The 23,195-nt window shown below is 63.8% G+C and carries 21 protein-coding genes and 1 pseudogene; 14 read left to right on the forward strand and 8 right to left on the reverse strand.

Translation table 11 applies throughout. The annotated features are described in order from the left end of the window. Positions 1 to 3 precede the first annotated feature (3 nt). Positions 4 to 675 (forward strand): glutathione S-transferase family protein, encoded by a 672-nt coding sequence (locus ACXAHG_RS11120; protein WP_475057261.1) that lies wholly within the window; start codon positions 4 to 6, stop codon positions 673 to 675. Here the strand turns inward: ACXAHG_RS11120 and ACXAHG_RS11125 are convergent, their stop codons facing one another. After that, positions 676 to 1,257, reverse strand: coding sequence for a TetR/AcrR family transcriptional regulator (locus tag ACXAHG_RS11125; RefSeq protein ID WP_475057263.1), 582 nt, complete (start codon positions 1,255 to 1,257; stop codon positions 676 to 678). Positions 1,258 to 1,374: 117 nt separating this feature from the next. Here ACXAHG_RS11125 and ACXAHG_RS11130 point away from each other — a divergent pair, with 117 nt between their 5' ends. Further along, positions 1,375 to 1,677 (forward strand): TrmO family methyltransferase domain-containing protein, encoded by a 303-nt coding sequence (locus ACXAHG_RS11130; protein ID WP_475057356.1) that lies wholly within the window; start codon positions 1,375 to 1,377, stop codon positions 1,675 to 1,677. Next, a pseudogene (locus ACXAHG_RS11135) lies at positions 1,667 to 2,436 on the forward strand (transposase); the annotation flags it as partial. The gene ACXAHG_RS11130 and the pseudogene ACXAHG_RS11135, both read left to right, overlap by 11 nt. A 75-nt stretch (positions 2,437 to 2,511) precedes the next feature. Here the strand turns inward: ACXAHG_RS11135 and ACXAHG_RS11140 are convergent. After that, positions 2,512 to 3,288, reverse strand: a complete 777-nt coding sequence (locus ACXAHG_RS11140; protein ID WP_475057265.1) for a methyltransferase domain-containing protein — start codon at positions 3,286 to 3,288, stop codon at positions 2,512 to 2,514. Between the two features lie 162 nt (positions 3,289 to 3,450). On the opposite strand from ACXAHG_RS11140, the gene rpiA reads away from it, so the two are divergent. The 5 genes from rpiA (at position 3,451) to ACXAHG_RS11165 (ending at position 8,246) form a co-directional block, all read left to right on the forward strand. Next, positions 3,451 to 4,239, forward strand: a complete 789-nt coding sequence (gene rpiA / locus ACXAHG_RS11145; protein ID WP_475057267.1) for a ribose-5-phosphate isomerase RpiA — start codon at positions 3,451 to 3,453, stop codon at positions 4,237 to 4,239. A gap of 348 nt (positions 4,240 to 4,587) precedes the next feature. Beyond that, positions 4,588 to 5,943, forward strand: coding sequence for a glutathione-disulfide reductase (gene gor, locus ACXAHG_RS11150; RefSeq protein ID WP_475057268.1), 1,356 nt, complete (start codon positions 4,588 to 4,590; stop codon positions 5,941 to 5,943). A 79-nt stretch (positions 5,944 to 6,022) separates the two neighbouring features. Then, positions 6,023 to 7,171 (forward strand): FtsH protease activity modulator HflK, encoded by a 1,149-nt coding sequence (gene hflK / locus ACXAHG_RS11155; RefSeq protein WP_475057269.1) that lies wholly within the window; start codon positions 6,023 to 6,025, stop codon positions 7,169 to 7,171. Continuing rightward, complete coding sequence (hflC, locus tag ACXAHG_RS11160; RefSeq protein ID WP_475042133.1) at positions 7,171 to 8,052, forward strand: protease modulator HflC; 882 nt, start codon at positions 7,171 to 7,173, stop codon at positions 8,050 to 8,052. The genes hflK and hflC overlap by 1 nt, the downstream gene beginning before the upstream one ends. Continuing rightward, positions 8,052 to 8,246 (forward strand): DUF2065 family protein, encoded by a 195-nt coding sequence (locus ACXAHG_RS11165; protein WP_475057270.1) that lies wholly within the window; start codon positions 8,052 to 8,054, stop codon positions 8,244 to 8,246. The genes hflC and ACXAHG_RS11165 overlap by 1 nt, the downstream gene beginning before the upstream one ends. 107 nt (positions 8,247 to 8,353) lie before the next feature. Here ACXAHG_RS11165 and ACXAHG_RS11170 read toward each other — a convergent pair whose 3' ends face one another. Continuing rightward, positions 8,354 to 10,531, reverse strand: a complete 2,178-nt coding sequence (locus ACXAHG_RS11170; protein ID WP_475057272.1) for a methyl-accepting chemotaxis protein — start codon at positions 10,529 to 10,531, stop codon at positions 8,354 to 8,356. Between the two features lie 343 nt (positions 10,532 to 10,874). On the opposite strand from ACXAHG_RS11170, the gene ACXAHG_RS11175 reads away from it, so the two are divergent. Further along, complete coding sequence (locus tag ACXAHG_RS11175) at positions 10,875 to 12,362, forward strand: Do family serine endopeptidase (protein WP_475042137.1); 1,488 nt, start codon at positions 10,875 to 10,877, stop codon at positions 12,360 to 12,362. Between the two features lie 350 nt (positions 12,363 to 12,712). On the opposite strand, the gene ACXAHG_RS11180 is transcribed toward ACXAHG_RS11175, so the two are convergent. The 3 genes from ACXAHG_RS11180 to ACXAHG_RS11190 form a co-directional block, all read right to left on the reverse strand. Further along, positions 12,713 to 13,381 (reverse strand): Crp/Fnr family transcriptional regulator, encoded by a 669-nt coding sequence (locus tag ACXAHG_RS11180; protein ID WP_475042139.1) that lies wholly within the window; start codon positions 13,379 to 13,381, stop codon positions 12,713 to 12,715. An 88-nt stretch (positions 13,382 to 13,469) separates the two neighbouring features. Beyond that, on the reverse strand, positions 13,470 to 14,000 hold the full coding sequence (locus ACXAHG_RS11185; protein ID WP_475042141.1) for a peptidoglycan-binding domain-containing protein: 531 nt from the start codon (positions 13,998 to 14,000) through the stop codon (positions 13,470 to 13,472). A 72-nt stretch (positions 14,001 to 14,072) separates the two neighbouring features. Continuing rightward, positions 14,073 to 14,522 carry an OB-fold nucleic acid binding domain-containing protein gene (locus tag ACXAHG_RS11190; protein WP_475057273.1) on the reverse strand — a complete coding sequence of 150 codons (450 nt, stop codon included), beginning with the start codon at positions 14,520 to 14,522 and terminating at the stop codon, positions 14,073 to 14,075. Between the two features lie 165 nt (positions 14,523 to 14,687). On the opposite strand from ACXAHG_RS11190, the gene ACXAHG_RS11195 reads away from it, so the two are divergent. The 3 genes from ACXAHG_RS11195 to ACXAHG_RS11205 all read left to right on the forward strand — a co-directional run bounded on the left by ACXAHG_RS11195 (position 14,688) and on the right by ACXAHG_RS11205 (position 17,794). Beyond that, a complete protein-coding gene (locus tag ACXAHG_RS11195) occupies positions 14,688 to 15,011 on the forward strand; it encodes a 2Fe-2S iron-sulfur cluster-binding protein (protein WP_475042145.1) in 324 nt (107 codons plus the stop codon). Next, positions 15,011 to 15,820, forward strand: coding sequence for an FG-GAP repeat domain-containing protein (locus ACXAHG_RS11200; protein WP_475042146.1), 810 nt, complete (start codon positions 15,011 to 15,013; stop codon positions 15,818 to 15,820). The genes ACXAHG_RS11195 and ACXAHG_RS11200 overlap by 1 nt, the downstream gene beginning before the upstream one ends. A 207-nt stretch (positions 15,821 to 16,027) precedes the next feature. Then, positions 16,028 to 17,794 (forward strand): DUF1217 domain-containing protein, encoded by a 1,767-nt coding sequence (locus ACXAHG_RS11205; protein ID WP_475057275.1) that lies wholly within the window; start codon positions 16,028 to 16,030, stop codon positions 17,792 to 17,794. Positions 17,795 to 19,067: 1,273 nt separating this feature from the next. On the opposite strand, the gene purD is transcribed toward ACXAHG_RS11205, so the two are convergent. Next, positions 19,068 to 20,333 (reverse strand): phosphoribosylamine--glycine ligase, encoded by a 1,266-nt coding sequence (purD, locus tag ACXAHG_RS11210; RefSeq protein WP_475057276.1) that lies wholly within the window; start codon positions 20,331 to 20,333, stop codon positions 19,068 to 19,070. Between the two features lie 135 nt (positions 20,334 to 20,468). Between purD and xseA the strand changes: the two genes are divergently transcribed. Next, positions 20,469 to 21,968 (forward strand): exodeoxyribonuclease VII large subunit, encoded by a 1,500-nt coding sequence (gene xseA / locus ACXAHG_RS11215; RefSeq protein WP_475057278.1) that lies wholly within the window; start codon positions 20,469 to 20,471, stop codon positions 21,966 to 21,968. A gap of 41 nt (positions 21,969 to 22,009) precedes the next feature. Here xseA and ACXAHG_RS11220 read toward each other — a convergent pair whose 3' ends face one another. After that, positions 22,010 to 22,405, reverse strand: coding sequence for a hypothetical protein (locus tag ACXAHG_RS11220; protein ID WP_475057280.1), 396 nt, complete (start codon positions 22,403 to 22,405; stop codon positions 22,010 to 22,012). A 133-nt stretch (positions 22,406 to 22,538) separates the two neighbouring features. On the opposite strand from ACXAHG_RS11220, the gene ACXAHG_RS11225 reads away from it, so the two are divergent. Further along, positions 22,539 to 23,177: a lysoplasmalogenase gene (locus tag ACXAHG_RS11225; RefSeq protein ID WP_475045255.1), complete on the forward strand. Its 639-nt coding sequence runs from the start codon at positions 22,539 to 22,541 to the stop codon at positions 23,175 to 23,177. Positions 23,178 to 23,195: the final 18 nt, after the last annotated feature.

Genomic DNA, 23,195 nt, shown 5'->3' on the forward strand with positions numbered 1-23,195 from the left:
GCCATGATCAAATTTGAAGTCGTGGGTTATGACTTTTGCCCTTTCATCCAGCCCGCGATTATTACCTTGAAGGAAAAGGGGGCCGCATTCACCGTGACCTACATCGAGCCCGGCGAAATGCCGGGCTGGGTGCGCCAGGTCTCGCCAGAAGGCATGACGCCGTTTCTGTTGGCGGATGGCAAGGTTCTCTTTGAATCCGCTGCCATAAATGAATTCGTCAACGAGGCAACCAGCGGCGATCTGCATCCCCGAGATGCCTTCCTGAAAGCGCAAAACCGTATGTGGATCAGCCGCAGCTATGGTCTGCTGGATCATATCTACGAGCTGAAAACCACGGACAACCAGGATATATTCCACGCTGAGAGAATGAAGCTGAGAACGAAGCTTCGTGCCCTTGATGAAACAATTGGCGAGAACACATTTTTCAATGGCGCAGATTTTAGCTTGATTGATGGGGCCTTTGCACCTGTGTTCAGGTCCATCGCCTTGCTTGATGGCCAGTTCGCTGCGGGTATTCTTGACGCTTTGCCGAATGTCGCAAGGTGGTCAATGAATATCCTTGACAGACCATCGGTGCGAACCTCTGTCGTAGAGAGCTTTGACACAAGGTCGGCTGAAAAAATCGTGCGCAGCCATGCTATTGCAGCCCGTTTGCATTCAAGCTCGGCGGCTTGATCAGCCGTTTTTTAGATCGGCCAGCAGCACCCGTGTTGCGGCCTCAGCAAGCTGGACGATTTCTTGTTCGTCCGGTCGGCCTCTTCCGAAGAGAACGTCATCCCGGAACGCGAAGAGCATCGATGTAAAAAGAAGCACAGTCTCATCTGGATCGGCAACGGATAGCCGTTCCTTCAGAAATTGTGACAAAGCCGCACTCGTCTCATCCGGCGCCACGGCAAAAAAGCTCTCTATGATCTCAGGCGACTTGGCGCTTTCGGCGACCAGCAATCTGAAAATGCGCAAGGGCTCATCTGCAATGTACCAGCGGATAAATCCCTGGGCGAAGCCCACCAACGCTGCCCGGGTGTCAGGATCTGTCAAGTGACGCGCGAAGTCAGCATTGCTTGATTGCCCCACAAACCTGACAGTAGCTTCGAACAGCTCGATCTTGGACGGGAAATAGCGATAGACAGTTTGTTTCGTAACGGCCGCGAGTGACGCAATCCTGTCCATGTTTGCGGCTTCGTAGCCTGCTGAGAGAAATTCTTCCCGCGCTGCGTTCAAGATTGAGAGGCGCTTCGCTTCTCTTTTTTCTTCCATTCTGCCCATAGTGCTAGAGCCAGCCTCCAAATTTTCATCCTCATTAGTATGAAAATACTGACTTCAGCTCAAGCGCAAGAAAATCAAACTCAAGAGCATGATTATGGAGGCGGGCTAATGGTTGAACTCAACCAGATCGGCTGTATCAAAACGCCACACAAGCGACTTGAAGATTGTCCAAACAATACCCAGGCGGATGGGCCTGAATGTGAGGTCATCTTGGACGAAGCGTTTGCACCCGGCCTGAACGGTCTGCGAGTGGGCCAATCGGTTCTTTTGCTGTATTGGTTCGAGAGTGTTGGCAGAACTCTGGTCACGCAAGCGCGCGGACCGCGTGCTGACGGAAGAGAGGTTGGCACATTGGCCCTTTGTTCACCGCATCGGCCAAACCCACTAGCGGCCTTAATGTATGGCTGTTGATGCCAGCCTGATCGAGGCCGATGCCAGCAAGCAAAACTCCGCACCCAAGGAAGATTGGGATCACAGCACCATTGATCCGGACAATGCGCCTCGTGCCGTGAAGGAATGCCTTGAGGTGCTGGACGAGGCGGCCTTTGGTGCAGCAACACCTGTTCAGCCCAAGTTCACATCGCATTCCGATCCGGCCAGTCAATGGACTGCGGCGTAAAGGCCCTGCATTTCCCTGTTATCGGCAAGGCTGGCCGCAGGGATGGCGCCTGGACCCGCACTGATTTTGAATGGGACGCCGAGAGCAACCGGTACATCTGCCCCGAAAGCCACGCTCTGAAGCAGTTACGCCGGAACTACTCCGGCCCGAACCGGGGACCGGCTGGCAAGGGTGCGCCAAATACCGCAGTCTCAAGAACACCTGCCAGGCCTGTCCCTCAAAGCAGTTCTGCTGCCCGAACATGGACTTCCGGCCGATCACCCGCGAGGATCATGAAGACGCCCGCCAGGTTGCCCGCGATATCCACCGCCCGGCAGTGCATGTTTACATGCACGAGAGGGGCAAAGACCCGCCAATACGGCATCTCGATGAAGCTGAGAAAGAAGCTCGAGATGCTCTGCGCCCACCTCAAACGCATTTCCGGCCTGGGCCGTCTGCGATTGCGAGGCCCATGCGGCGCAAACGGCGAATTCCTCCTCGCCGCCGCCGCCCGGAACCTCCGCAAACTGGCCAAAATCTTTCCCGCACCGCAGCAAACACGCAAAGCCTGATCGGAAAGGCGCTCGCGCCGTGTTCAGCATCACATTTTCTGCGTTGGCAACACGTTGTTTTTCCGCAGAAACGGCTCAGAGCCGCCGGGCGGTGCAGACGAAATGGGTGAGGGAAAAGAAGAAACGGCCCTCGGCTGCCAGTTCCTCCTGCTCCTGCGCCCAGGCGGCGGCGTCGTCGGCGTCGGTGGCCTCTGTCTGAACGGCATAGGCGCGGATCAGGCGGATCATCATGGCCGCCATGCCGTCCGGGCGCAGGCTGGTGTCGCAGATGGTGAGCGGCTGCAGCACCCCGGGGGCAAAACCGCAGCCGCGCAACTCCTCTGGCAGGCAGGCGGGCAAGGCGCGTTCGGCCATATGGGCGTCCCAGATCGCCAGAAACCGCTGCATCCGCGCGGCATTGTCGCTGTGCCAGGCCAGCGTGTCCCAGTGGATGTCGCCGATCACCAGGCGGCCGCCGGGTTTCAGCACCTGGTGCAGGGCGCGCAGCACGGGGCGGCGGCTGGTGATATATTCGAACACTTGCACCGACACGGCCTTGTCGAAGCTGTCTGGCTCAAACGGCAGGCTGGCGGCATCGCTTTCAGTCAGGGTGGTGTTGGCGCGCCCGTCCAGCCGCTGGCGGGCGGCGGCCAGCATGTCGGGGCTGGCGTCCAGCCCGGTCACATGGCCCGCGGGGCCGACGGTGCGGGCAAGCTCCAGCGTCAACAGCCCGTTGCCGCAGCCCAGGTCCAGGATGCGGTCGCCAGGCTGAGGGGCCAACGCGTCGAAATTGGCCCGCCGCCGCCGGGAAATGTCGGCGCCCTGATAGGCGTCTTCCAGAACGCGGGTGGTGTCCTCGTCGAATTGCAGCATGGTCTTCCTCCCCCCTCTGACCCCCTCTGACAGGCTGATCAGTAGCCCGGAATGGCTCGGTTTCCAGCCGCGGGGCAGCGCGGGGCGGCAAAAATCCCCCCTCGCACGGAGGCGGAAAACCGCCTATAACCGCGCAGAGATGCGAATTCTTGGAGACATTGGATGACCGGCGAGCTTTCCCCCATCGACAAGGCGAAATTCGTCGCGGCCAAACGGGCGGCGGAGATGGTCGAGGACGGCATGCGGGTGGGGCTGGGGACCGGTTCCACCGCCGCCTGGCTGGTGCGCTGCCTGGGTGAGCGGGTGCGCGGGGAGGGGCTGCGGATCACCGCGGTGCCGACCTCCAGCCGCACCGCCGCGCTGGCGCGGGATGTGGGTGTCCATGTGGTGCCGCTGGATGAGGCCAAATGGCTGGACATGACCATTGACGGCGCCGATGAGTTCGACCCGGACCTCAATCTGATCAAGGGCGGCGGCGGCGCCCATCTGCAGGAGAAGATCGTCGCCACTGCCTCGGACCAGATGGTGGTGATTGCGGATGCCAGCAAATCGGTCGAAACCCTGGGTGCCTTCCCGCTGCCGGTGGAGGTGCTGCCGTTCGGCTGGCAAAGCAGCCAGGCACTGCTGGAAGAAACCCTGGTGTCGATGGATGTGATGGGCCGCAGCACCACGCTGCGGATGAATGGCGATGCGCCCTTTGTGACCGACGAGGGGAATTACATCCTGGACCTGCATTTGAAGCGGATCGGCAACGCGCGGCAGCTGGCGCTGGTCCTGAACCAGATCCCCGGGGTGATTGAGAACGGGTTGTTTATCGACATCTGCGACACCGTGGTGATCGGCTACGGCGACGGCCGGGTCGAGGTGCGCGATATCAACGAGGGCACCGTCGAGAAGGATAAGCTGGATTTTGTCGAGAGCGACAATCTGTTCACCGATCTGATGGACTGAAATTCCGCCTGGCTCTGCGCGCGGGGCTGTGTGGGAGGAAAGCGCGGGCAGCCGAATTCCTGCGAGGAATTCGGCCCGGTTTCCGGAGCGGAAACCGGGGGCTGGCGGGTGGCTGTTGAAACCTGTCCCGAAATCCTCGCAGGATTTCGGGACGGAATTCGCGCCGAATTCCGTTTCCGCCGCCGGCGGCGGGCCTGGCCGGGCGAAATGCCGGGTTTCCGCCTCACAACCCAGTGCAAATTCACTGCAAAAGGTTGAATGCGGCGCGGGAACGCCCACTTGGGCATATGGCGTTTGGTGGTCCGTTATGGGATACACTTGATCAAGAAATGCAAAGGGCGGAACTACATGAGCTTTGATTACGATCTGTTTGTCATCGGCGGCGGCTCCGGCGGGGTGCGCGCAGCACGCGTTGCGGCGCAAGAGGGCGTCAAGGTGGCGCTGGCCGAGGAAGACCGCTATGGCGGCACCTGCGTGATCCGCGGCTGCGTGCCGAAGAAGCTGATGGTTTTTGCCTCCGAATATTCGGGCATGGTTGAAGACGCCCAGGCCTATGGCTGGGACATCCAGCCCGGTGCCTTCAGCTGGGACGCCTTCAAGGGCAAGCTGCACGCAGAGCTGGACCGGCTGGAAGGCATTTACCGCAACATTCTGAAGAACAACGGCGTTGAGAGCTTTGACCAGCGCGCCAGGCTGGCCGATGCCCACACGGTGGAACTGGCCGACGGCACCCGCAAGACCGCCAAGCATATCCTGATTGCCACCGGCGGCTGGCCGACAGTGCCGGAGTTCCCCGGCTCGGAGCTGGCGATCACCTCGAACAAGATTTTCCACCTGGACGAACTGCCGGAATCGATCCTGATTGTCGGCGGCGGCTATATCGCCTCGGAATTTGCGGGTATCATGAACGGGCTGGGCGTGAAGACCACCCAGTTCTACCGCGGCCCGCAGATCCTGCGCGGCTTTGACGAGGAAGCCCGCGGCGTGGTGGCGGAAGGCATGGTGGAGGCTGGCGTGGACCTGCGGGTGAACACCAATGTCACCGAAATGCGCCAGGAGGGCAGCAAGATCCGGGTGACAGACACCCATGGCAATACCCATCTGTTCGACAAGGTGATGTATGCCACGGGCAGGGCGCCGAATGCGGATAACCTGGGGCTGGAAGAGATCGGGATCGAGCGCGGCAAGGGCGGCGCCATCGTGGTCGATGCCTACAGCCAGACGGCCGTTCCTTCGGTCTTTGCGGTGGGCGATGTGACCGACCGGGTGAACCTGACGCCGGTGGCGATCCGCGAGGGCATGGCCTTTGTCGAGACCGTGTTCAAAGGCAACCCCACCAGCCCCGACCATGACCTGATCCCGACTGCGATCTTCACCCAGCCCGAAATGGGCACCGTGGGCCTTAGCGAAGAAGAGGCGGCGGCGCAGGAGGCGGTCGAGATCTACTCCACTTCCTTCAAGCCGATGCAGCAGGCCTTTGCGGGCCGGGCGCAGAAAGTGCTGATGAAGCTGGTGGTTTCCAAGGCAACCCGCAAGGTGCTGGGCTGCCATATCGTCGCACCTGGTGCGGGCGAGATGATCCAGCTGGCCGGTATTGCCGTAAAAATGGGTGCAACCAAAGAAGATTTCGACCGGACTGTTGCAGTGCATCCGACAATGTCGGAAGAGTTGGTAACCCTGAAGACTCCGGTGCGTTCGACCTGATCGGGCGTTCCGGCAAGAACCAGAACTCATGCCGCCCATTGTCATGCATCATGGGCGGCAGCAAACGGATAGGAGACAAATGGCGGGCAATAGCGGTGGCCCCTGGGGGGGCGGCGGCTCTTCCGGCGGCGGAGGAGGCAACCGGGGCAACAACGGCGGAGGCGGCGGCGGCCGCAAGCCGGAGGAACCTCAGATCCCCGAGATTGATGAACTGGTGAAGAAAGGCCAGGAGCAGCTGCGCGTGCTGATGGGCGGGCGCGGCGGCTCTGGCGGCGGCCGCGGCGGACGCGGCGGCCCGGGCGGCGGTGCGCCGCTGTTCACCAAGGGCACCCTGGGGCTGGCAGTGATTGCCGGCGCGGTGCTGTGGGGTATGGCCAGCGTGTACACCGTCAAGCCGGAAGAACAGTCAGTTGAGCTGTTCCTGGGCGAATACTCCTCGACCGGGCAGCCGGGCCTGAACTTTGCGCCCTGGCCGCTGGTCACCAAGGAGGTGATCCCGGTGCGGGTGGAGCAGACCGAGAACATCGGCTCCGGTGCGCGCGGTTCGGATGCCGGGCTGATGCTGACCGGGGATGAGAACATCATCGACGTGGATTTCCAGGTGGTGTGGAACATTTCCGATCCGGCGCGGTTCCTGTTCAACCTGCGCGACCCGCGTTCGACCATCAACGCGGTGTCGGAATCGGCGATGCGCGAGATCATCGCCCAGTCCGAGCTGGCACCGATCCTGAACCGCGACCGCGGCGCCATCACCGCCCGCCTGGAAGAGCTGATCCAGTCGACGCTGGACAGCTATGACAGCGGCGTGAACATCATCCGGGTGAACTTTGACGGCGCCGACCCGCCGGAGCCGGTGAAGGACGCCTTCCGCGAAGTGCAGTCCGCAGGCCAGGAACGCGACCGGCTGGAAAAGCAGGCTGACGCCTATGCCAACCGCAAGCTGGCAGGCGCCCGCGGCCAGGCCGCGCAGACGCTGGAAGAGGCGGAGGCCTACCGCGCCCAGGTCGTGAACGAGGCCCAGGGTGAGGCGAGCCGCTTTACCGCGGTTCTGGAGGAATACCAGAAAGCGCCGGAAGTGACCCGCAAGCGCCTGTACCTGGAAACCATGGAAGAGGTTCTGGGCCGGGTCGACAAGATCATCCTGGATGAGAACGCAGGCGGTGAAGGCCAGGGCGTTGTGCCTTATCTGCCGCTGAATGAGCTGCGCAAGCCGCAGGGGGGCAACTGATGCGGAAATCTACTCTTCTTCTGCCTGTTCTGGTGGTTGCGGCCATCGCGGTGCTGTCCTCGATCTTTATCGTGGACGAGCGTGAAAAGGCGCTGGTGCTGCGCTTTGGCCGGGTGGTTGACGTCAAGGAGACCCCGGGCCTGGCGTTCAAGCTGCCGGTTATCGACAATGTGGTGCGCTATGACGACCGTATCCTGAGCCTGGAAGTGGGCCCGCTGGAGGTCACGCCGCTGGATGACCGCCGCCTGATCGTGGATGCGTTCTCGCGTTACCGGATTGCTGATGTGGAAACCTTCCGCCAAGCGGTTGGCGGCGGCGGCATCGGCGGTGCCGAGCTGCGTCTGGACAAGATCATGCGGGCGCAGACCCGCGAGGTGCTGGGTTCCGTCAGCTCCAACGATATCCTGTCGTCGGACCGTTTCGCGCTGATGCTGCGGATCCGCAATGGGGCGATCGCCCAGGCCCGCCAGCTGGGCCTGGAGGTGATCGACGTGCGGCTGAAGCGCACCGACCTGCCGCAGGCCAACCTGGAAGCCACCTTTGCCCGGATGCGCGCCGAGCGTGAGCGGGAAGCGGCGGATGAGATCGCCCGCGGTGAAGAGGCGGCGCAGCGTGTGCGCGCGCAGGCCGACCGGACCGAGGTGGAGCTGGTCTCTGAGGCGGAACGCGAAGCCGAGGTGATCCGCGGTGAAGCGGACGCAGAGCGCAACGGGATCTTTGCTACGGCCTATGGCGCGGATCCGGAGTTCTTTGAATTCTACCGCTCGCTGAACGCCTATGCGAATTCGCTCTTGGCCGGAAACTCCTCGCTGGTGCTGTCGCCGGACAATGAGTTCTTCAACTACCTGAAGTCCTCGGGCGGCAAGACGGCGACGCGGTAATGGGGTTTATCCTCCTGGCCCTTGGGCTGGTGCTGATTGCAGAGGGGCTGGTGTACGCACTGGCCCCTTCGCTTGTGGAGCGGCTCTTGGAAATGCTGCGCGCCCTGAGCGAGGAGCAGCGCCGCAATGCCGGGCTGGCGGCGTTGGCACTGGGGCTGATGCTGGTCTGGCTGGCGTTCCGGCTGGGGGTCTGACGGGCCCGTCCCGCCTGTCCTTGAAACAAGAAACAGCGCGGGCTGGCAGCAGCCCGCGCTGTTTTCGGTTTTGCGATGCCAGGGCAGGGAATAGCCCTGAGCCGCCTTCAGGCGGCGGAGGCCAGCCCGGGTTTGCCGCTGTCCTGCGCCTGCCGGCTGCCGTCTTGCCAGCCGCCGGTCTCTTCAATGGTGAAGCCGCCGACTGCATTGACCAGATTGCCGGCCTCGCGGCGCAGCAGCTGGCCTGCGGCTGCCGTTTCTTCCAGCATGGCGGCGTTTTGCTGGGCGTTGCGGTCCAGCGCGGTCACCGCTGCGTTCACTTCGCTGAGGCTGCCGGCCTGATCGGTGGCGGCCTCTGAAATCTCGCGCACTTTGCCGACGATCTGGTCGACCACCTGCTGAATGACCGCCAGCGCCTCGCCGGTCTGTTCCACCAAACCGACCCCGGTGTCGACCTCGCGGCCGCTGTTCTTGATCAGCTCGTTGATCTCCCCGGCGGCGCCGGCCGAGCGCTGGGCGAGGTTGCGCACCTCCGAGGCGACCACGGCAAAGCCGCGCCCGGCCTCGCCTGCGCGGGCGGCCTCAACCCCGGCATTGAGAGCCAGGAGGTTGGTCTGGAAGGCGATGTCCTCAATCAGGTCAGTGATCTTGGCAATTGCCTGCGAAGAGTCTGCAACCCGGCGGATCGCGTCGATCGATTCGCTGGCCAGCTCATGGGCCGCCCGCGCCTGGTTTTGCGCATCGCTCACATGGCCGTCGGCCTGTTTGGCATTTTCGGCAGTGCTGAGCACTGCTGCGTTCAGGGTGTCGAGCGACGCGGCCGTCTCTTCCAGCGAGGCGGCGGAATGCTCGCCCCGGCGCGAGGCGTCTTCGGCGGCGCCGGCGATTTCATCCGAGGTGCTGAGAACGGCGCCGCTGCTGCTGGTCAGCTGGCGGACAATGCCGGTGAGGTTTGCGTTCAGAGTGTCGATGGTATCGGAAATTTCCTTGAACACCCCCTGGTGGCCGTTTGGCATGCGGTGGGTCAGATTGCCCTGAGACAGGGCGCTGAGCGCCTTCATGACATCGCCGACACCGTGTTCCGCAGCCTCGCCGATCTGGTTCACGCCGCGGGCAAGGCCGGCAAAGCCGCCGTCGCTGCCGCCGGTGCCGATCCGCTTGGAGAAATCGCCGGCGCCGCAGGCGGTGATCACCTCTGCAATGTCGGCCATCAGCCGGTCGCGCTGCTGCAGATCCTTGCGGAACACCTCCAGCGCGCTGGAGATCGAGGCAACCTCTGTGATGCGGGAGCGCGGCAGATCGTTGCTGTAGTCGCCCGCCATCATCCCCTGGAGAGCACTGTTGGCGCGCGCCAGCGGGCGGGATATGCCCAGGCCGAGCCGGAGGGCGACCAGGATGAACAGAACCAGCCCGCCAAGACCTGCAGCAAGGGCGGTTTGCCGGGCGGCCTGCTCTGCCTGGATGGCTTCGGCGCGGATGCCGTCCTGCAGCGCGCGGGCGCGGCTGCGCAGTTCTGCCAGGATGGGTTCCGCTTCGGCGAAGCGGGCGGACAGTTCCTTGCGCAGCTGCTTTTCAGCCAGGGATTCGGCTACGAAATCCTGAAACGCGCCCTGGTAGGCCGCCAGCAGGGCCTGGATCTCCGACTGCTGGGCCTGAGTGGCATAAGAGCTGGCGGGAAACTCAAGAAACTCCGCCACGCGGGCATTCAGGCGGTCGAGATACTTGGGGGCGCCGCGCAGCAGGAAGTCCTTTTCGTGACGCCGCATCATCAGCATTTTGACCTGCATTTCCGGGCGGTTGATCTCCTTCAGCCTGGTTTCGACTTCATGCACCGCGGCGCGGAGGCTGCCCTGCAGGCCTGATTTCTCATCCAGGCCCAGGCGGCGGTGGCTGTCCGCCAGCTGCAGGAAGGCGGTGCCATAAGCGTCAACCGCTGTTGTCAGGGCCGTGAAACCGGTTGCCTGTTCCGCGATGCCGGGAATGGCGGCCCCCAGGCTGCGGGCTGTTTCAATGTCAGAACGCAGACGCCCCATCACCTGCGCATGGCGTTCGGCGCTTTCCTCATTGCGGCGCAGCAGGAAGTCTTTTTCAGCCCGCCGGGCGGAGAGAAAGGCGATTTCCAGGCTGTCGAGGGTCGCGGCAAGGGAGCTGATCCTGTCCAGTTCCGCCTGTTTGCCGCTTTTGACGGTATCGGAGTAGCGGGCAATGCCGAACTGAGCGGCCATGGCCGCCGCGGCGAGGAGGACAATCGTGAGAATCGCTGTCTTGATGGAGGTTTTCAGCATCTTCAGGTCACCGGGCAATTAACAAATACAGATGGCTGCTGCTTACCAGAAGGGTCCTAAGAAAGGGTGCATCTGCAGAAAGCGGACAAGAAACGGGCAGCAGTCCGGACCCGGCCGGATCTGCCTGCGGTACCTGTTGCAGGACGTCCGGGCAGGCTCTGCGGGGCGGTTTGCGCGCCTGAAGGCGGCCTGCTGCCGGTCACGCTGTATTGAATGCCTGCAACATCGGTTGCGCGCCCGGCGGAAGTTCCTACATTGGAGGCATAAGACTCCGCCCGGGCCCTGCGGTATTGGCGCAAAGGCGGGCAGAGGAGAAGAATTAGAAGTGACAAGGAGTAGACCCGTGCAGCCACAGGCAATTGCAATTTCCCGCCGGGCAAGCGGCAGCGGCGCGGCACTGCGCTGGATCTGGCTTGCGGTGCTGAGCATGGCGGTCCTGCTGATGCAGGCGGCGACCGCCCAGGCCCGGCCTGAGAGCCTGGCGCCGCTGGCCGAGACGGTCAGCCCGTCGGTGGTCAATATCACCACCACCACGGTGGTCGAGGGGCGCACCGGCCCCCAGGGCATTGTGCCTGAAGGCTCGCCGTTTGAGGATTTTTTCCGCGAGTTCCAGGACCGCAATGGCAATGGCAACCGGCCGCGCCGGTCGTCGGCGCTGGGCTCGGGTTTTGTGATTTCCGAGGATGGCTATATCGTCACCAACAACCATGTGATCGAAGGCGCCGATGAGATCGAGATCGAGTTCTTTCCCGGCGACGGCCAGCCCAAGGAGCTGCTGCCGGCCAAAGTGATCGGCACCGATCCCAACACCGATATCGCATTGCTGAAGGTCGAGGCGCCGGCGCCGCTGAAATTCGTCAAGTTCGGCGACAGCGACACCGCCCGCGTCGGCGACTGGGTGGTGGCCATGGGCAACCCGCTGGGGCAGGGGTTTTCGGTGTCGGCTGGTATCGTTTCGGCGCGCAACCGCGAACTGTCGGGGTCATATGACGACTACATCCAGACCGATGCGGCGATCAACCGGGGCAACTCGGGCGGGCCGCTGTTCAACATGGATGGCGACGTGGTTGGCGTGAACACCGCGATCCTGTCGCCCAATGGCGGCTCCATTGGTATCGGGTTCTCGATGGCCTCTAACGTGGTGGTCAAGGTGGTCGAGCAGCTGAAGGAATTCGGTGAGACCCGCCGCGGCTGGCTGGGTGTGAAGATCCAGGATGTGGACAGCGACCTGGCTGAGGCGATCGGCCTGGAGAAAGCGCGCGGCGCGCTGGTCACCGATGTTCCGGAGGGGCCTGCCAAGGCGGGCGGGGTGCTGGCCGGCGATGTGATCGTCAGCTTCGACGGCGTGGACGTGAAGGACACCCGCGGCCTGGTGCGCCAGGTCGGCAACGCGGAAGTCGGCAAGACTGTGCGGCTGGTGGTTTACCGCGAGGGCAAGACGGAAACCCTGCGGGTGACCCTGGGCCGCCGCGAGGATGCCGAGCGCGTGGCCTCTGGCCCGGACAGCAATGGCGGCTCGCCGGATGTGTCCGAGAAGGAGCTGCTGGGACTGTCGGTTGGGGTGCTGACCGAGCAGATGCGCGGTGAGCTGAACCTGGACAGCAGCATCGACGGGCTGGCGATCCTGTCGGTGGATGAGACCTCCGAGGCCTGGGAAAAGGGCCTGCGGGCGGGTGATGTGATCACCGAGGCGGGTCAGCAGAAAGTGGCCTCTATCGGTGAGCTGGAAGCGCGTGTGGAAGAGGCCCGGGAAGCGGGCCGCAAGTCGCTGCTTCTGCTGGTGCGCCGCGGCGGCGAGCCGCGCTTTGTGGCGCTGAACCTGTCCGAGTGATCCGGCGCGCAGAGAGAGCCTGAAATCATGGCGAAGGCCGGGCGGGTGCCCGGCCTTTTTCCGTTCTGCGGCACAAGACTTTTGGAAAAGTCTTGGCAAAAGTTTTCGAAAACTTTTGGCCGTTTCCCGGGCCGGAATTCGCGTAGAATTCCGTTGCCCTGCGGGATAGCCGGTACGCAAAAGGGGAAGAGCCATGTGCTGGCGGGCACATGGCTCTTGTTGGACAGGCAGCCATTGGGATGGAACGGATAATGGCTGTCTATGCAGGTGTTATGGCGCAGTGCGGGCGCCAGTTCTGTGACCGGGATTACAGAGCACGGATTTCGCTGCAGAATTTTCTGCCGCCGGGATTAGATTGAATCCGGTTCCGCCAGCACCGCCAGTTCGCCCCGGTCGAGGATCTGCACGCCGCCGCGGCTGATGCCGACCAGCCCGCTGCGTTTCCAGGCGGACAGTGTCTTGGAGACCGCTTCGCGGGTGGCGCCGACAAACTCCGCCAGCTCTGCCTGGGACAGGGCGATGCGGCCGTCGCGGCCTTCGGGGGCGAGATACAGGAGCTTGCGGGCCAGGCGCACCGGCATCGGCAGGAAGACCTGCTCATTCAGCTGGGTGTTCATCCAGCGCATCCGCTGGCCGGCCAGCCGCAGCAGGTCGGCAGCAAGGTCGGGGTGGCGGCGGATCTGCTCCAGCACGTCGCCGCTGCGCAGGCGCAGCACCCGGCTGGGTTCGGCGGCGATGGCGGTGGCGGTGCGCTCGCCCGGATCAAAAAGGGTGATCTCGCCGAAGACCGCGCCGGGGCGCATCATGTCGAGCGACAGCTTGCGCCCGGAAGCGGAGAGCACCGAAAACTCCAGCGCGCCCTCGGCAATGGCATAGAGCGCATCGCCCGCATCGCCCTGTTCGAACAGCACTTCGCCCTGGCGCAGGCGCACTTCCGTTGCCTGGCTTTCCAGCATCCGGCGCAGCGGGCCGGAGGCGCCGGAGAGAAAGCCGGTGTCGGGCAGGCGGGTTGTCAGCATGGCCAAGTCTCTTTGTGTTGCGGGCCCGGTCCGGCGGACCTTAGCAGAGGCCGGGGCACCGGGGAACCATGCAACTGAACCGGATGGTTCAGCCAGTCACGGCCACCAGGCCCAGCTTGCGGGCGGAGGTGAGCGACAGCGTTCCGCTGTCCAGCCCCAGGGGGGCCTGGTAGCGTTGCACTGCCTTGCGGGTGGCGGCATCCATTTGCCCGTGGACCGGGCCGCGATAGAGGCCGCGGGCAGCCAGGGCGCGCTGGATGGTGCGGATGAAGTCCGGGGTCATCATGGCGGGGCAGGGGATTTCGAACCAGCGTTCCTGCCGCGGCTGCACGATCTGCTGGCGGGTTTCGGTGCGGAACACCGCAGGGCGGGTGATGCGGCCGCTGCCGTCGGTTTCCGCCGGCCGGTCCAGCACCTGGCTGGTGACGGTTTCGATCACCGCGGGCGAGGTCTGTTTGCTCCAGCAGGTATCGGGCGGCGCGCCAGGCGGGGCATAGCGGCCTGCGGCGGCGGCGCTGCTGCCGGGCGGCGGCGCAACGCAGGCGGGCAGCGCAATCAGGGCTGCCAGCAGCAGGGCGGGCGCCAGGCGCCGGCTGGGGATCAGGTTTGATGGCATCATGCCCGGGTGCCTCTTGCCGGCGCCCTTGTCTGTTCCCCTGACGGGGCCGGGCGCTGGTGCTTTTGGAGCAGCCTAGCCGAGTTCCGGGCCTGGCGCAAAGGCCGGATCGTCCCGGCGGCCCTGTTCCGCCAGCAGGAGGTCGAGCATCGGCGAAATATCCTCCACCGTTTCGGCGATCACATGGGTCACGGAATGCGCCCGCTGCAGCCGGCCGGTGACGCGCAGCAGCCGCCCGGAGATCACCGCGCGGCGGAAGGCCTCGTAGATCTTGCGCCAGACGATCACGTTGACGATGCCGGTCTCATCCTCGAGCGTGACGAAGATCACGCCTTTGGCGGTGCCCGGGCGCTGGCGCAGGATCACCAGGCCCGCGACGGTGATGCGGGCGTCCTGAGGCGGCTCCTGCAGCCGGGCGGCAGGCAGGCAGTGGGGCGGGCGCGGCCAGGGGGACAGGCTGGTTTGCTGGCCGGTCCGCAAAGCGGCTGCGGCGGCTGCGGGGATGGCGGTGGCGGGGGCTGGCATGAGGAAAACGGCCCTGCGGTTGAGAATATTTGATCGTGAACAAATATAGAACATGTCGCGGGAAAGTCCAGCAGCGGCAGGGCGGCGTCGCAATTGGGGGTAGCGCCTGCGCAGGGGCTTGGCTACACAGTCGCCCAAGTACCGGAAAAGGGAAGAGAGCTGACAATGGCAAAGATCACTTATATCGAGCACAACGGCACCGAGCACGTGGTGGATGTGGCCAACGGGCTGACCGTGATGGAAGGCGCGCGCGACAACAACATTCCGGGCATCGAAGCCGATTGCGGCGGCGCCTGCGCCTGCTCGACCTGCCATGTCTATATCGCGCCGGACTGGGTCGAGAAGCTGCCCGCGAAGGATGATATGGAAGAGGACATGCTGGATTTCGCCTATGAGCCCGATCCGGCCCGCTCGCGCCTGACCTGCCAGATCAAGGTGAGCGACTCGCTGGACGGCCTGGTTGTGCATATGCCCGAGAAGCAGATCTGATGACTGCGGGGCCGGCGGCGCGGCGTCATCCGTTGCGCGCCCGGCCCGGTTCCGCCCGCCGCGTTTGGCGGGCGCTGTGTTTGGGGCTGGCCCTGGCCGGCCCCTCTGCGCTGGCAGCCGAGAGCAGGATCGTCTCGGCGCGCTACGGCGAGCCCACCAGCCGCTATGGCCATGCGGTGCTGGGTGATGATGTGGAATACGGCGCGCTGGAGCTGACGGTGGAGAAGACCGGCTCTGACGGCTGTCTGCCCGCCAAGGCTGTCTGCCAGACATCCGGGATTCTGATCCGGCTGCCGCTGGATCATGTGTTCGAGGACATTGCGCCGCGGCTGGCGGATGTGGATGGCGATGGCAGGCCGGAGGTGCTGGCGGTCGAGACCGACATGGCACTGGGCGCGCAGCTGGCCGTCTATGATGCGGGCGGCGCAAAGATTGCCGAAACCCCGCATATCGGCACCCGCAACCGCTGGCTGGCGCCCATCGGCGCCGCGGATTTGGATGGCGACGGATATGCCGAGATCGCCTATGTCGACCGGCCGCATTTGGCCAAGACTTTGCGGATCTGGCGGTTCCGGGATGGCGCGCTGCACGAAGTGGCCAGAAAATCCGGGCTGACCAATCACCGCATCGGCGAGGATTTCATCACCTCCGGCATCCGCAGCTGCGGTGAGGGGGCGGAACTGGTGATGGTGAGCGGCGATTGGCGCCGGATTATGGCGGCGCGGCTGCAGGGTGATCAAATCACCACCCGGGATATGGGCGCCTTTGATCCGGCAACGGGCCTGGCGGCGGTACTGGCCTGCCGTTGAGCAGGCGTGCCGCGGTTGGGAGCAGGCGGGAGCCCTGCCCCCCCTGAGTGGCTGCAGGGCCTTTGAAATTTACCTAAAATCATTGCCTTAATAATGATCCTTGGGGCAGGGGCGCTTTAGCTTTGCTTAGCATTTCCGGTTTACCTTGATGCTGATGAGCAGAGCCGGGCGCAGGCCGTCCGGGCCGGTATTCAAGGAGTCTTGCGCGTGAGTTTCACACCATATGTGTTCGGCACCGGGATTGCCGGGTGGAATTTCCTGCAGCGGACCCGCGAGCAGCAGCAGGAGATTTACGAGAAATCCCCGGTGCTTGACCGGAATATCCAGAATTTCACCCAGAAGATCACCCAGGTGCAATCCGCCGATGAACTGCTGGATGATTTCAGCCTGCTGACAGTGACGCTGGGCGCATTTGGCCTGGATGAGGACATCAACAACCGCGCCTTCATTAAGAAGGTTCTGGAATCCGATCTGAGCGACTCGGCGTCCTTTGTGAACCGCCTGAATGACAGCAGATACATGGCGCTGGCCGAAACCTTCGGGTTCAACAGTCCGAATGGCCCCCAGATGCCCAGCAGGCGGGCCGAAAATCCCTATGCGGGCGTGAATTCGCCTGAAGACCTGCTGTCAAACCCTTCGCTGCTGCGGCAGGCTCTCGGCGATTTCGGGCTGAGCAAATACGAGGGCAATGAGTTCTTTCTGATGCGGGTGCTGGAGTCGGATCTGTCCGACCCGGAATCCTTTGCGAACAAGCTGGGCAAAACTGAGCTGATCGATTTTGCCAGCCAGTTCAGCTTTAACCAGCCGCCAGAGTATGAAAACAGCATTCAGGCTCTGGTAACGGAATTCAACCAGCACGATGGCGGGCCTGCCACGGCCGATGACCTGCTGGCGGACGCAGATTTGCTGCAGGCGGCGCTGGATACCTTTGGTGTGGACAGCACAAACCCGGTTTTTCTGAAGCGGGTTCTGGAGTCCGATCCGACGGATCCCAGTTCTTATGTGAACCAGCTGGACGACAAAAAATACCTGGCGATGTCCCGGGCCTTCGGATTTGGCTGGCCGGATATCAATGAGTTCACCAGCCCGGATCAGCTGCTGGAGCGGCCGGCGCTGCTGGAGGAAGCTCTGGATCAGTTCAACGTCAGCAACCGCGGGGAAGATTTCCTTCGGCAGGTTCTGGAGTCAGACCTGTCCGATCCGAACTCCTTTGTGAACCAGCCGGCAAACTTGGCCTACTACGATTTTGCGGACGCCTTCCAGAATGGCTGGCCCGAGCAGCCGGGCAAAATACAGGTGCTGTCCGACGAGATCACGGACAAGCTGGGGTCATTTGCCGACCCGCGCCAGGTGGTGTTTGATATCAGCCTGTTCGAAGCAACACTGGATGTGTTCAATCTGAATCACCGCAGGCTCGATTTCGACGTGGTGATCCGTGCGTTTGAATCCGATCTCTCCTCTGACATCTCCTATGCAAATCTTCATTACGAGGATAACTTGCGGTCTATGGCCCATGCATTCGGTTTCAATCAGGGCGTGAGCGAGCGGGAGTATCCGGAAGGTTTTGCCGAGGAAATTGCAGAGCTTTACACCACGCGCCAGTTTGAAATCGAAATCGGTCAGACGGATCAGAACATGCGCTTGGCTCTTGCTCTTGAGCGGGAGCTGCAGGACGTCGCCGATGAAGGCGGCAGCGAGGATGCCCATTGGTACAACATTATCGGGTCGCCGCCTTTGAAGTCGGTATTTGAAACTGCACTGGGTCTCCCTTCGAGCTTTGGCCAGCTGGATATTGACCGGCAAGTAGACGAAATGAAGGAGCGTGCCTTTGCGGCCTTTGGAACCAGCCATCCCGCGGATTTTCTGGAGCCCGGCAAGCTGGATGAATTCCGAAACAGGTTCCTGCTGCTGGCCGATCTGAACGGAACCGGGGCCAGCGGTGGAGTCAGTGATCCAATCCTGTCGCTGTTCTAGGGGCCGGACGCACTCATACTGTACTGCTGGCGCGCGAACCGCAAAAAAAAACAGGGGTTTTGAGCGCGCCGGGGCTGGCGCGGTCAATTCCAAGCGGCCAAGGCCGCTGCATTGCAGCGGTTCACGCGTTCGCAGGATTTGACTGATTTTGCCCCTGAACTGCGTTACAGGCCCTTGGAATAGAACCGCTATTCCTGCGGGGGCGTGCCTGGTCAGGCACAAAACCGGAGGAACCAGCGGTGCAGGGTTAATGGGTCCTGACCAAAGCAACTGTCTTGTTCAGCCGGTCTGGGCGGCCCAATTCCGGCGGGATTGCAGAGGGTTTAAGCGAGTGCTGGCTGCTTGCGGGCAGCGGCAAAATGCTGGCTATGTGCGGTTTTTCTGCCTTCTGACCGGGGGTCCAGGGCGGCTGCATTCAGCTGCCCGGGACGATGCAGAGAGCGTTGCTGGTGCGCTAGGAGGCGTGGTCAATGCCACAAGGCTCAGACGCATACACCGCGCTGTTACGGGACTCCGCCAAGGATGGCGGCGGGGGCGGAATACCAATGCGGGGATGCAAAAGACTCAGGATTGTCCCCGCGTCTTTGCCGAATGAATGGCTGAGGCTGATCCGCGCCTGGCTTCTCTATGGGAACTTGCAGCAGAACCCTTGCGCGCGGGGGAGGCCGAAACCGGCCTTTGCGCTGTGAATTCTGCCGCTCCGTTCCAGCCCGGGTGCGAACCTTTCGCCGGTTCCGCCTGCAGCCTTGGAGCAGCTGAACGGCAGTGGTATCCGCAGCCGGCTTGGCTGGGGGCAGGCAGTGCGATTGCGGCGGTTGAAACCTGTTGGCTGCAAGCGGGAAGCAGACCGCCGGGTTCGCCTGGCCGGAGCTGAATAGCTCCGGTGCCATAGCCATGGCTGGCGGTTAAATTGCGCGGAGGACGGTGGAGCTCATCTCAACCATGCGAATTTGCGGGCAAAGCTGCGCATTTGGAAGCCTGCTTGCCCTGCCGCGGCAGGGGCGCCGGGGTGTTCCCGTTGCGGTCCCGTCACGTCAGGGCACGGAGGTAGGGCCTGCTGCCCGGCAGGACCTGCCTGTTCAACTTCCCGAAAAGAACTCCTCCGGCCGGTGCTTTCACTTCGGCTGGGAAGGCGGTGCAGCGGTTGCTGCACATTTGCAATCCGGGGCGGTCCAACCGCTGCCGCCGGGCGCGGCTGCGCCCGGCCACGCCCAACTGCGAGGGGCAATCTGCGATTGGCCCGGAGCAGGCGGGAGGGCCTGCTGCACCGGTATTACTTCAGCGCGCGCCAGCCGATGTCGCGGCGGAAAAAGCCTTGCGGCCAGTCCACCCCGTCCACCATCGCATAGGCACGGTCGCGGGCCTCCTGCAGGGTGTTGCCGCGGGCGGTCACGTTCAGCACCCGGCCGCCAACTGCCAGCACCTTGCCGTCCTGCGCTTTGGTGCCTGCGTGGAACACCATATTGCTGCTGTCCTCGGGCAGCGCGTCCAGGCCGTTGATCTCGGAGAATTTCTCGTAAGAGCCGGGATAGCCCTCTGCCGCCATCACCACGGTGATCGCATGGTCATCCGCCCAGTTCACCTGCGCCTCGGCCAGGCGGCCCTCAGCCGCGGCGTGCATCAGGTCCAGCGCCTGGGCGCCCAGGCGCATCATCAGCACCTGGCACTCCGGGTCGCCGAAACGGACGTTGTATTCCACCAGCCGCGGCTGGCCGTCCTGGATCATCAGGCCGGCATAGAGCACGCCCTGGTAGGGCATGCCGCGCTCTGCCATCACCCGCATGGTGGGCTTCACGATCTCTTCCATCGCTTTTGCCTCGACCTCTGCCGACAAGACCGGCGCGGGGGAGTAGGCGCCCATGCCGCCGGTGTTGGGGCCGGTATCGCCTTCGCCGACGCGCTTGTGGTCCTGGGCGGAGCCGATCGCCAGCACGTCCTCGCCATCGACCAGCACAAACAGGGAGGCTTCCTCGCCTTCCATAAATTCCTCGATCACCACCTCGGCGCCGGCGCCGCCGAAGACGCCGCCGAACATATCGTCGATGGCCGCCATGGCCTCGTCCTCAGTCATTGCGATGATCACGCCTTTGCCAGCCGCCAGGCCGTCCGCCTTGATCACGGTGGGCACGCCGTGCTGGCGGACATGCGCCTTGGCGTCCTCAGCATCGGTGAAATGGCCGTAGCCTGCGGTGGGGGCATTTGCCGCGTCGCAGATTTCCTTGGTGAAGCTCTTGGAAGCTTCCAGCTTTGCCGCCGCTTCGGAGGGGCCGAACACCAGCAATCCTGCCTCGCGCAGCCGGTCGGCGACGCCTGCGGCCAGCGGCGCCTCGGGGCCGATGATCACGAAGTCGATGGCGTTTTCCTCGGCGAAGGCCACCACCGCGCCGCCGTCCTCGATGTCAAAGGCCGCGCAATCGGCAATCTGGGCGATGCCGGCATTGCCCGGCGCCACGATCAGACGATCGCATTTGGGGTTCTGCATCACTGCCCAGGCCAGTGCATGTTCACGCCCGCCGCTGCCGAGGATAAGGATGTTCATTGGCGCATTCTCCGATCTGCCTGAGCCCTGTGGCCCGCGGGGTGCCACCCGGGGCTTGCCTTGCTTGCCGCGCGTTCTATGCTGCGCGCGACTTCAAAACAAGACCGGCCAAAGGCCGCAGGAGAGCAGCCCCCGATGTCCGACCTGTTTGACGATCCGCAGCCCGGGCAGAACGCCCCGGAATTCACCGTTTCGGAGATTTCCGGCGAAGTGAAACGCACGCTGGAGGGCACCTTTGGCCGCATCCGGGTGAAGGGCGAGGTGGGGCGCGTGTTCAAGGCGCGTTCCGGGCATCTCTACTATGACATCAAGGATGACCGCTCTGTGCTGGCCTGCACCACCTGGAAGGGGCAGGTCAGCGGCTTGTCGGTGGTGCCCGAGGAAGGCCTGGAGGTGGTTGTCACCGGCAGGCTGACCGCCTTTGGTGCTCAGTCCAAGTACAACATGAACGTGGATGAGGTTGCGGTTGCCGGCCAGGGCGCGCTGATGGCGCTGCTGGAGAAACGCAAGAAGCAGCTGCAGGCGGAGGGTCTGTTTGCGCCGGAGCGCAAGAAGCCGCTGCCCTATCTGCCGCAGATCATCGGGGTGGTGACCTCGCCCTCTGGTGCGGTGATCCGGGACATCCTGCACCGGCTGCGCGACCGCTTCCCGCGCAAGGTGCTGGTCTGGCCGGTGGCAGTGCAGGGGCAGAATTGTGCGCCCGAAGTGGCCCGTGCCATCGAAGGTTTCAACCGGCTGACGCCGGGCGGCGCGCTGCCGCGGCCCGATCTGATCATTGTCGCCCGCGGCGGCGGCTCGATCGAGGATCTGTGGGGCTTCAACGAGGAGATCGTGGCCCGTGCCGCCGCGGCCTCGCAGATCCCGCTGATCTCTGCCGTCGGGCATGAGACGGATACCACGCTGATTGATTTCGTTTCCGACCGCCGGGCGCCGACCCCGACCGCGGCGGCGGAGCTTGCAGTGCCGGTGCGGCTGGAACTGATGGCCTGGAGTGAAAACCAGGGCGCGCGGCTGACCCGTGCCGCCGGGCAGGCGGTGCAATTGCGGCGCCAGCGGCTGAGCGACCTGGCCCGGGCGCTGCCCAAGCCCGATACGCTCTTGGAAACCCCGCGCCAGCGGCTGGACCGGATTTCCGACCGGCTGCCCGGCGCGCTGATCAGCGGCGTGCAGCGGCGGCGGCTGCATTTGAGCGAAACCGCGGCGTCCTTGCGCCCGGCCACCCTGCGGCAGCTGGTTGCGGGGCGGCGGGACCGGCTGCAGAACCTCACCTCGCGCCTCAGCCTGCGGCCGATCCAGCGGGAAGTAACGGCGCAAAAAGATGCACTGGGGCGGCTGGCGCAGCGGCTGGATGCGGCGCAGGCCGCACGCATCGACCGCCAGCGCCAGGCTCTGACCGCCACCGGGCGCCAGCTGGAGATCCTGAGCTACAAGGCGACGCTGGAGCGCGGCTATGCGGTGGTGCGTTCGGGCGATGAAATCCTGACCAGCAAGGCCGCTGCAGCCAAGGCCGGGCCGTTGCAGATTGAATTCGCCGACGGCACGCTGGATCTGGAGGGGGGCACCGGTCAGGCGCCAAACAAGACCGCGCCGAAGCCTTCGGCAGAGAACGGCGGCAGCCAGGGCTCGCTGTTCTAGCTTCTTTCTGGTCTTAAATACTCACTGCACTGCGGCCGGCCTCAGACGCCAACGTCAGGGCCGTAGCACAGCATGTCCTCGCCGATGTCCTCGGCCTCATAGAGTTCGGTGGCGGCGGGGTCGTCCTCGAACCGCGCGGTAAGCCCGTGCGGCGTCAGCTCGAAGGTCCAGCACTGCGGGTCATCGCGGTTCTCGTAGACAAAGCAAATCCGGCCTGCGTCCTCGTACCAGCGGCCTTCCTGGCATTTGCCGTCCAGGAAAGACCAGATCACCCGGCGGCCCGGCAGGTAGCGTTCGACCCCGTACATGGATCCGCCAAACCCGTAGAACAATGTGCGGCCCTGAGTGTAGCGGTCGAATTCGCGGGCGCTCAGCGGCTCACCCGCCGCCAGCGGGGCGGGCAGGGCGGCAAGCAGGAGAATCATCAGTAAGCGCATGAGGCCATTGTGCCTCAGGCGTGCGGGGCCTCCAAGCGTTGCGTGTTTCTGCGCTGCCTCCCGCAGGGTCACCTTTGACCGGGCGCGGCCGCAGGCGGCAGAGTGCCGGAAAAGAACAGGGAGGCAGGCGATGATGGCGGAACTGATGCTGTGGACGGGTGCGGCAGCTTGTGCGCTGATCTATCTGCTGATGGCCGCGCAGCCGCCGGGGTTGCTGCGCAGCGTGCTGAAAACGGCATCGGTCGCCCTGCTGGCATTGGCCGCGCTGCTGATGGGCGCGCCGTTTCTGCTGGCCGCGGCGCTGGGTCTTTGCGCGCTGGGCGATCTGTTCCTGTCGCGCGACGGGGAAGTGGCGTTCATGGCGGGTGTCGGTGCATTTGCCGCAGGCCACTTGGGTTATGCGCTGTTGTTCCTGACGCAGCAGGCAAGCGATCCGGCGCGGCTGCTGCAGATGCCCGGAGCCGCCTTTGCGGCGGTTCTGCTGGTTCTGGGGCTGGTGATGGCGAAAATCCTGGCGCCGCGGGCCGGGGCGCTGAAAGGGCCGGTATTGGCCTATATCCCGATCATCCTCGGCATGGGGGCTGCGGCGCTGACGCTGCCGTCCGGCTCTTGGGTCTTTGCCGCAGCCTGCGCCTTCATGCTGTCGGACATGGTTCTGGCGGCGGAAACCTTCGTGCTGCCGGAGGATCACCCGCTGCGCCGGATCACGCCCTACGCGGTCTGGCCGCTTTACTGGGGGGCACAAGCGGGCTTTCTGGCAGCATTTTCCTGATTTCTGCGGCGCCTTGCG

Source organism: Leisingera sp. ABD4_442, from assembly GCF_056160905.1.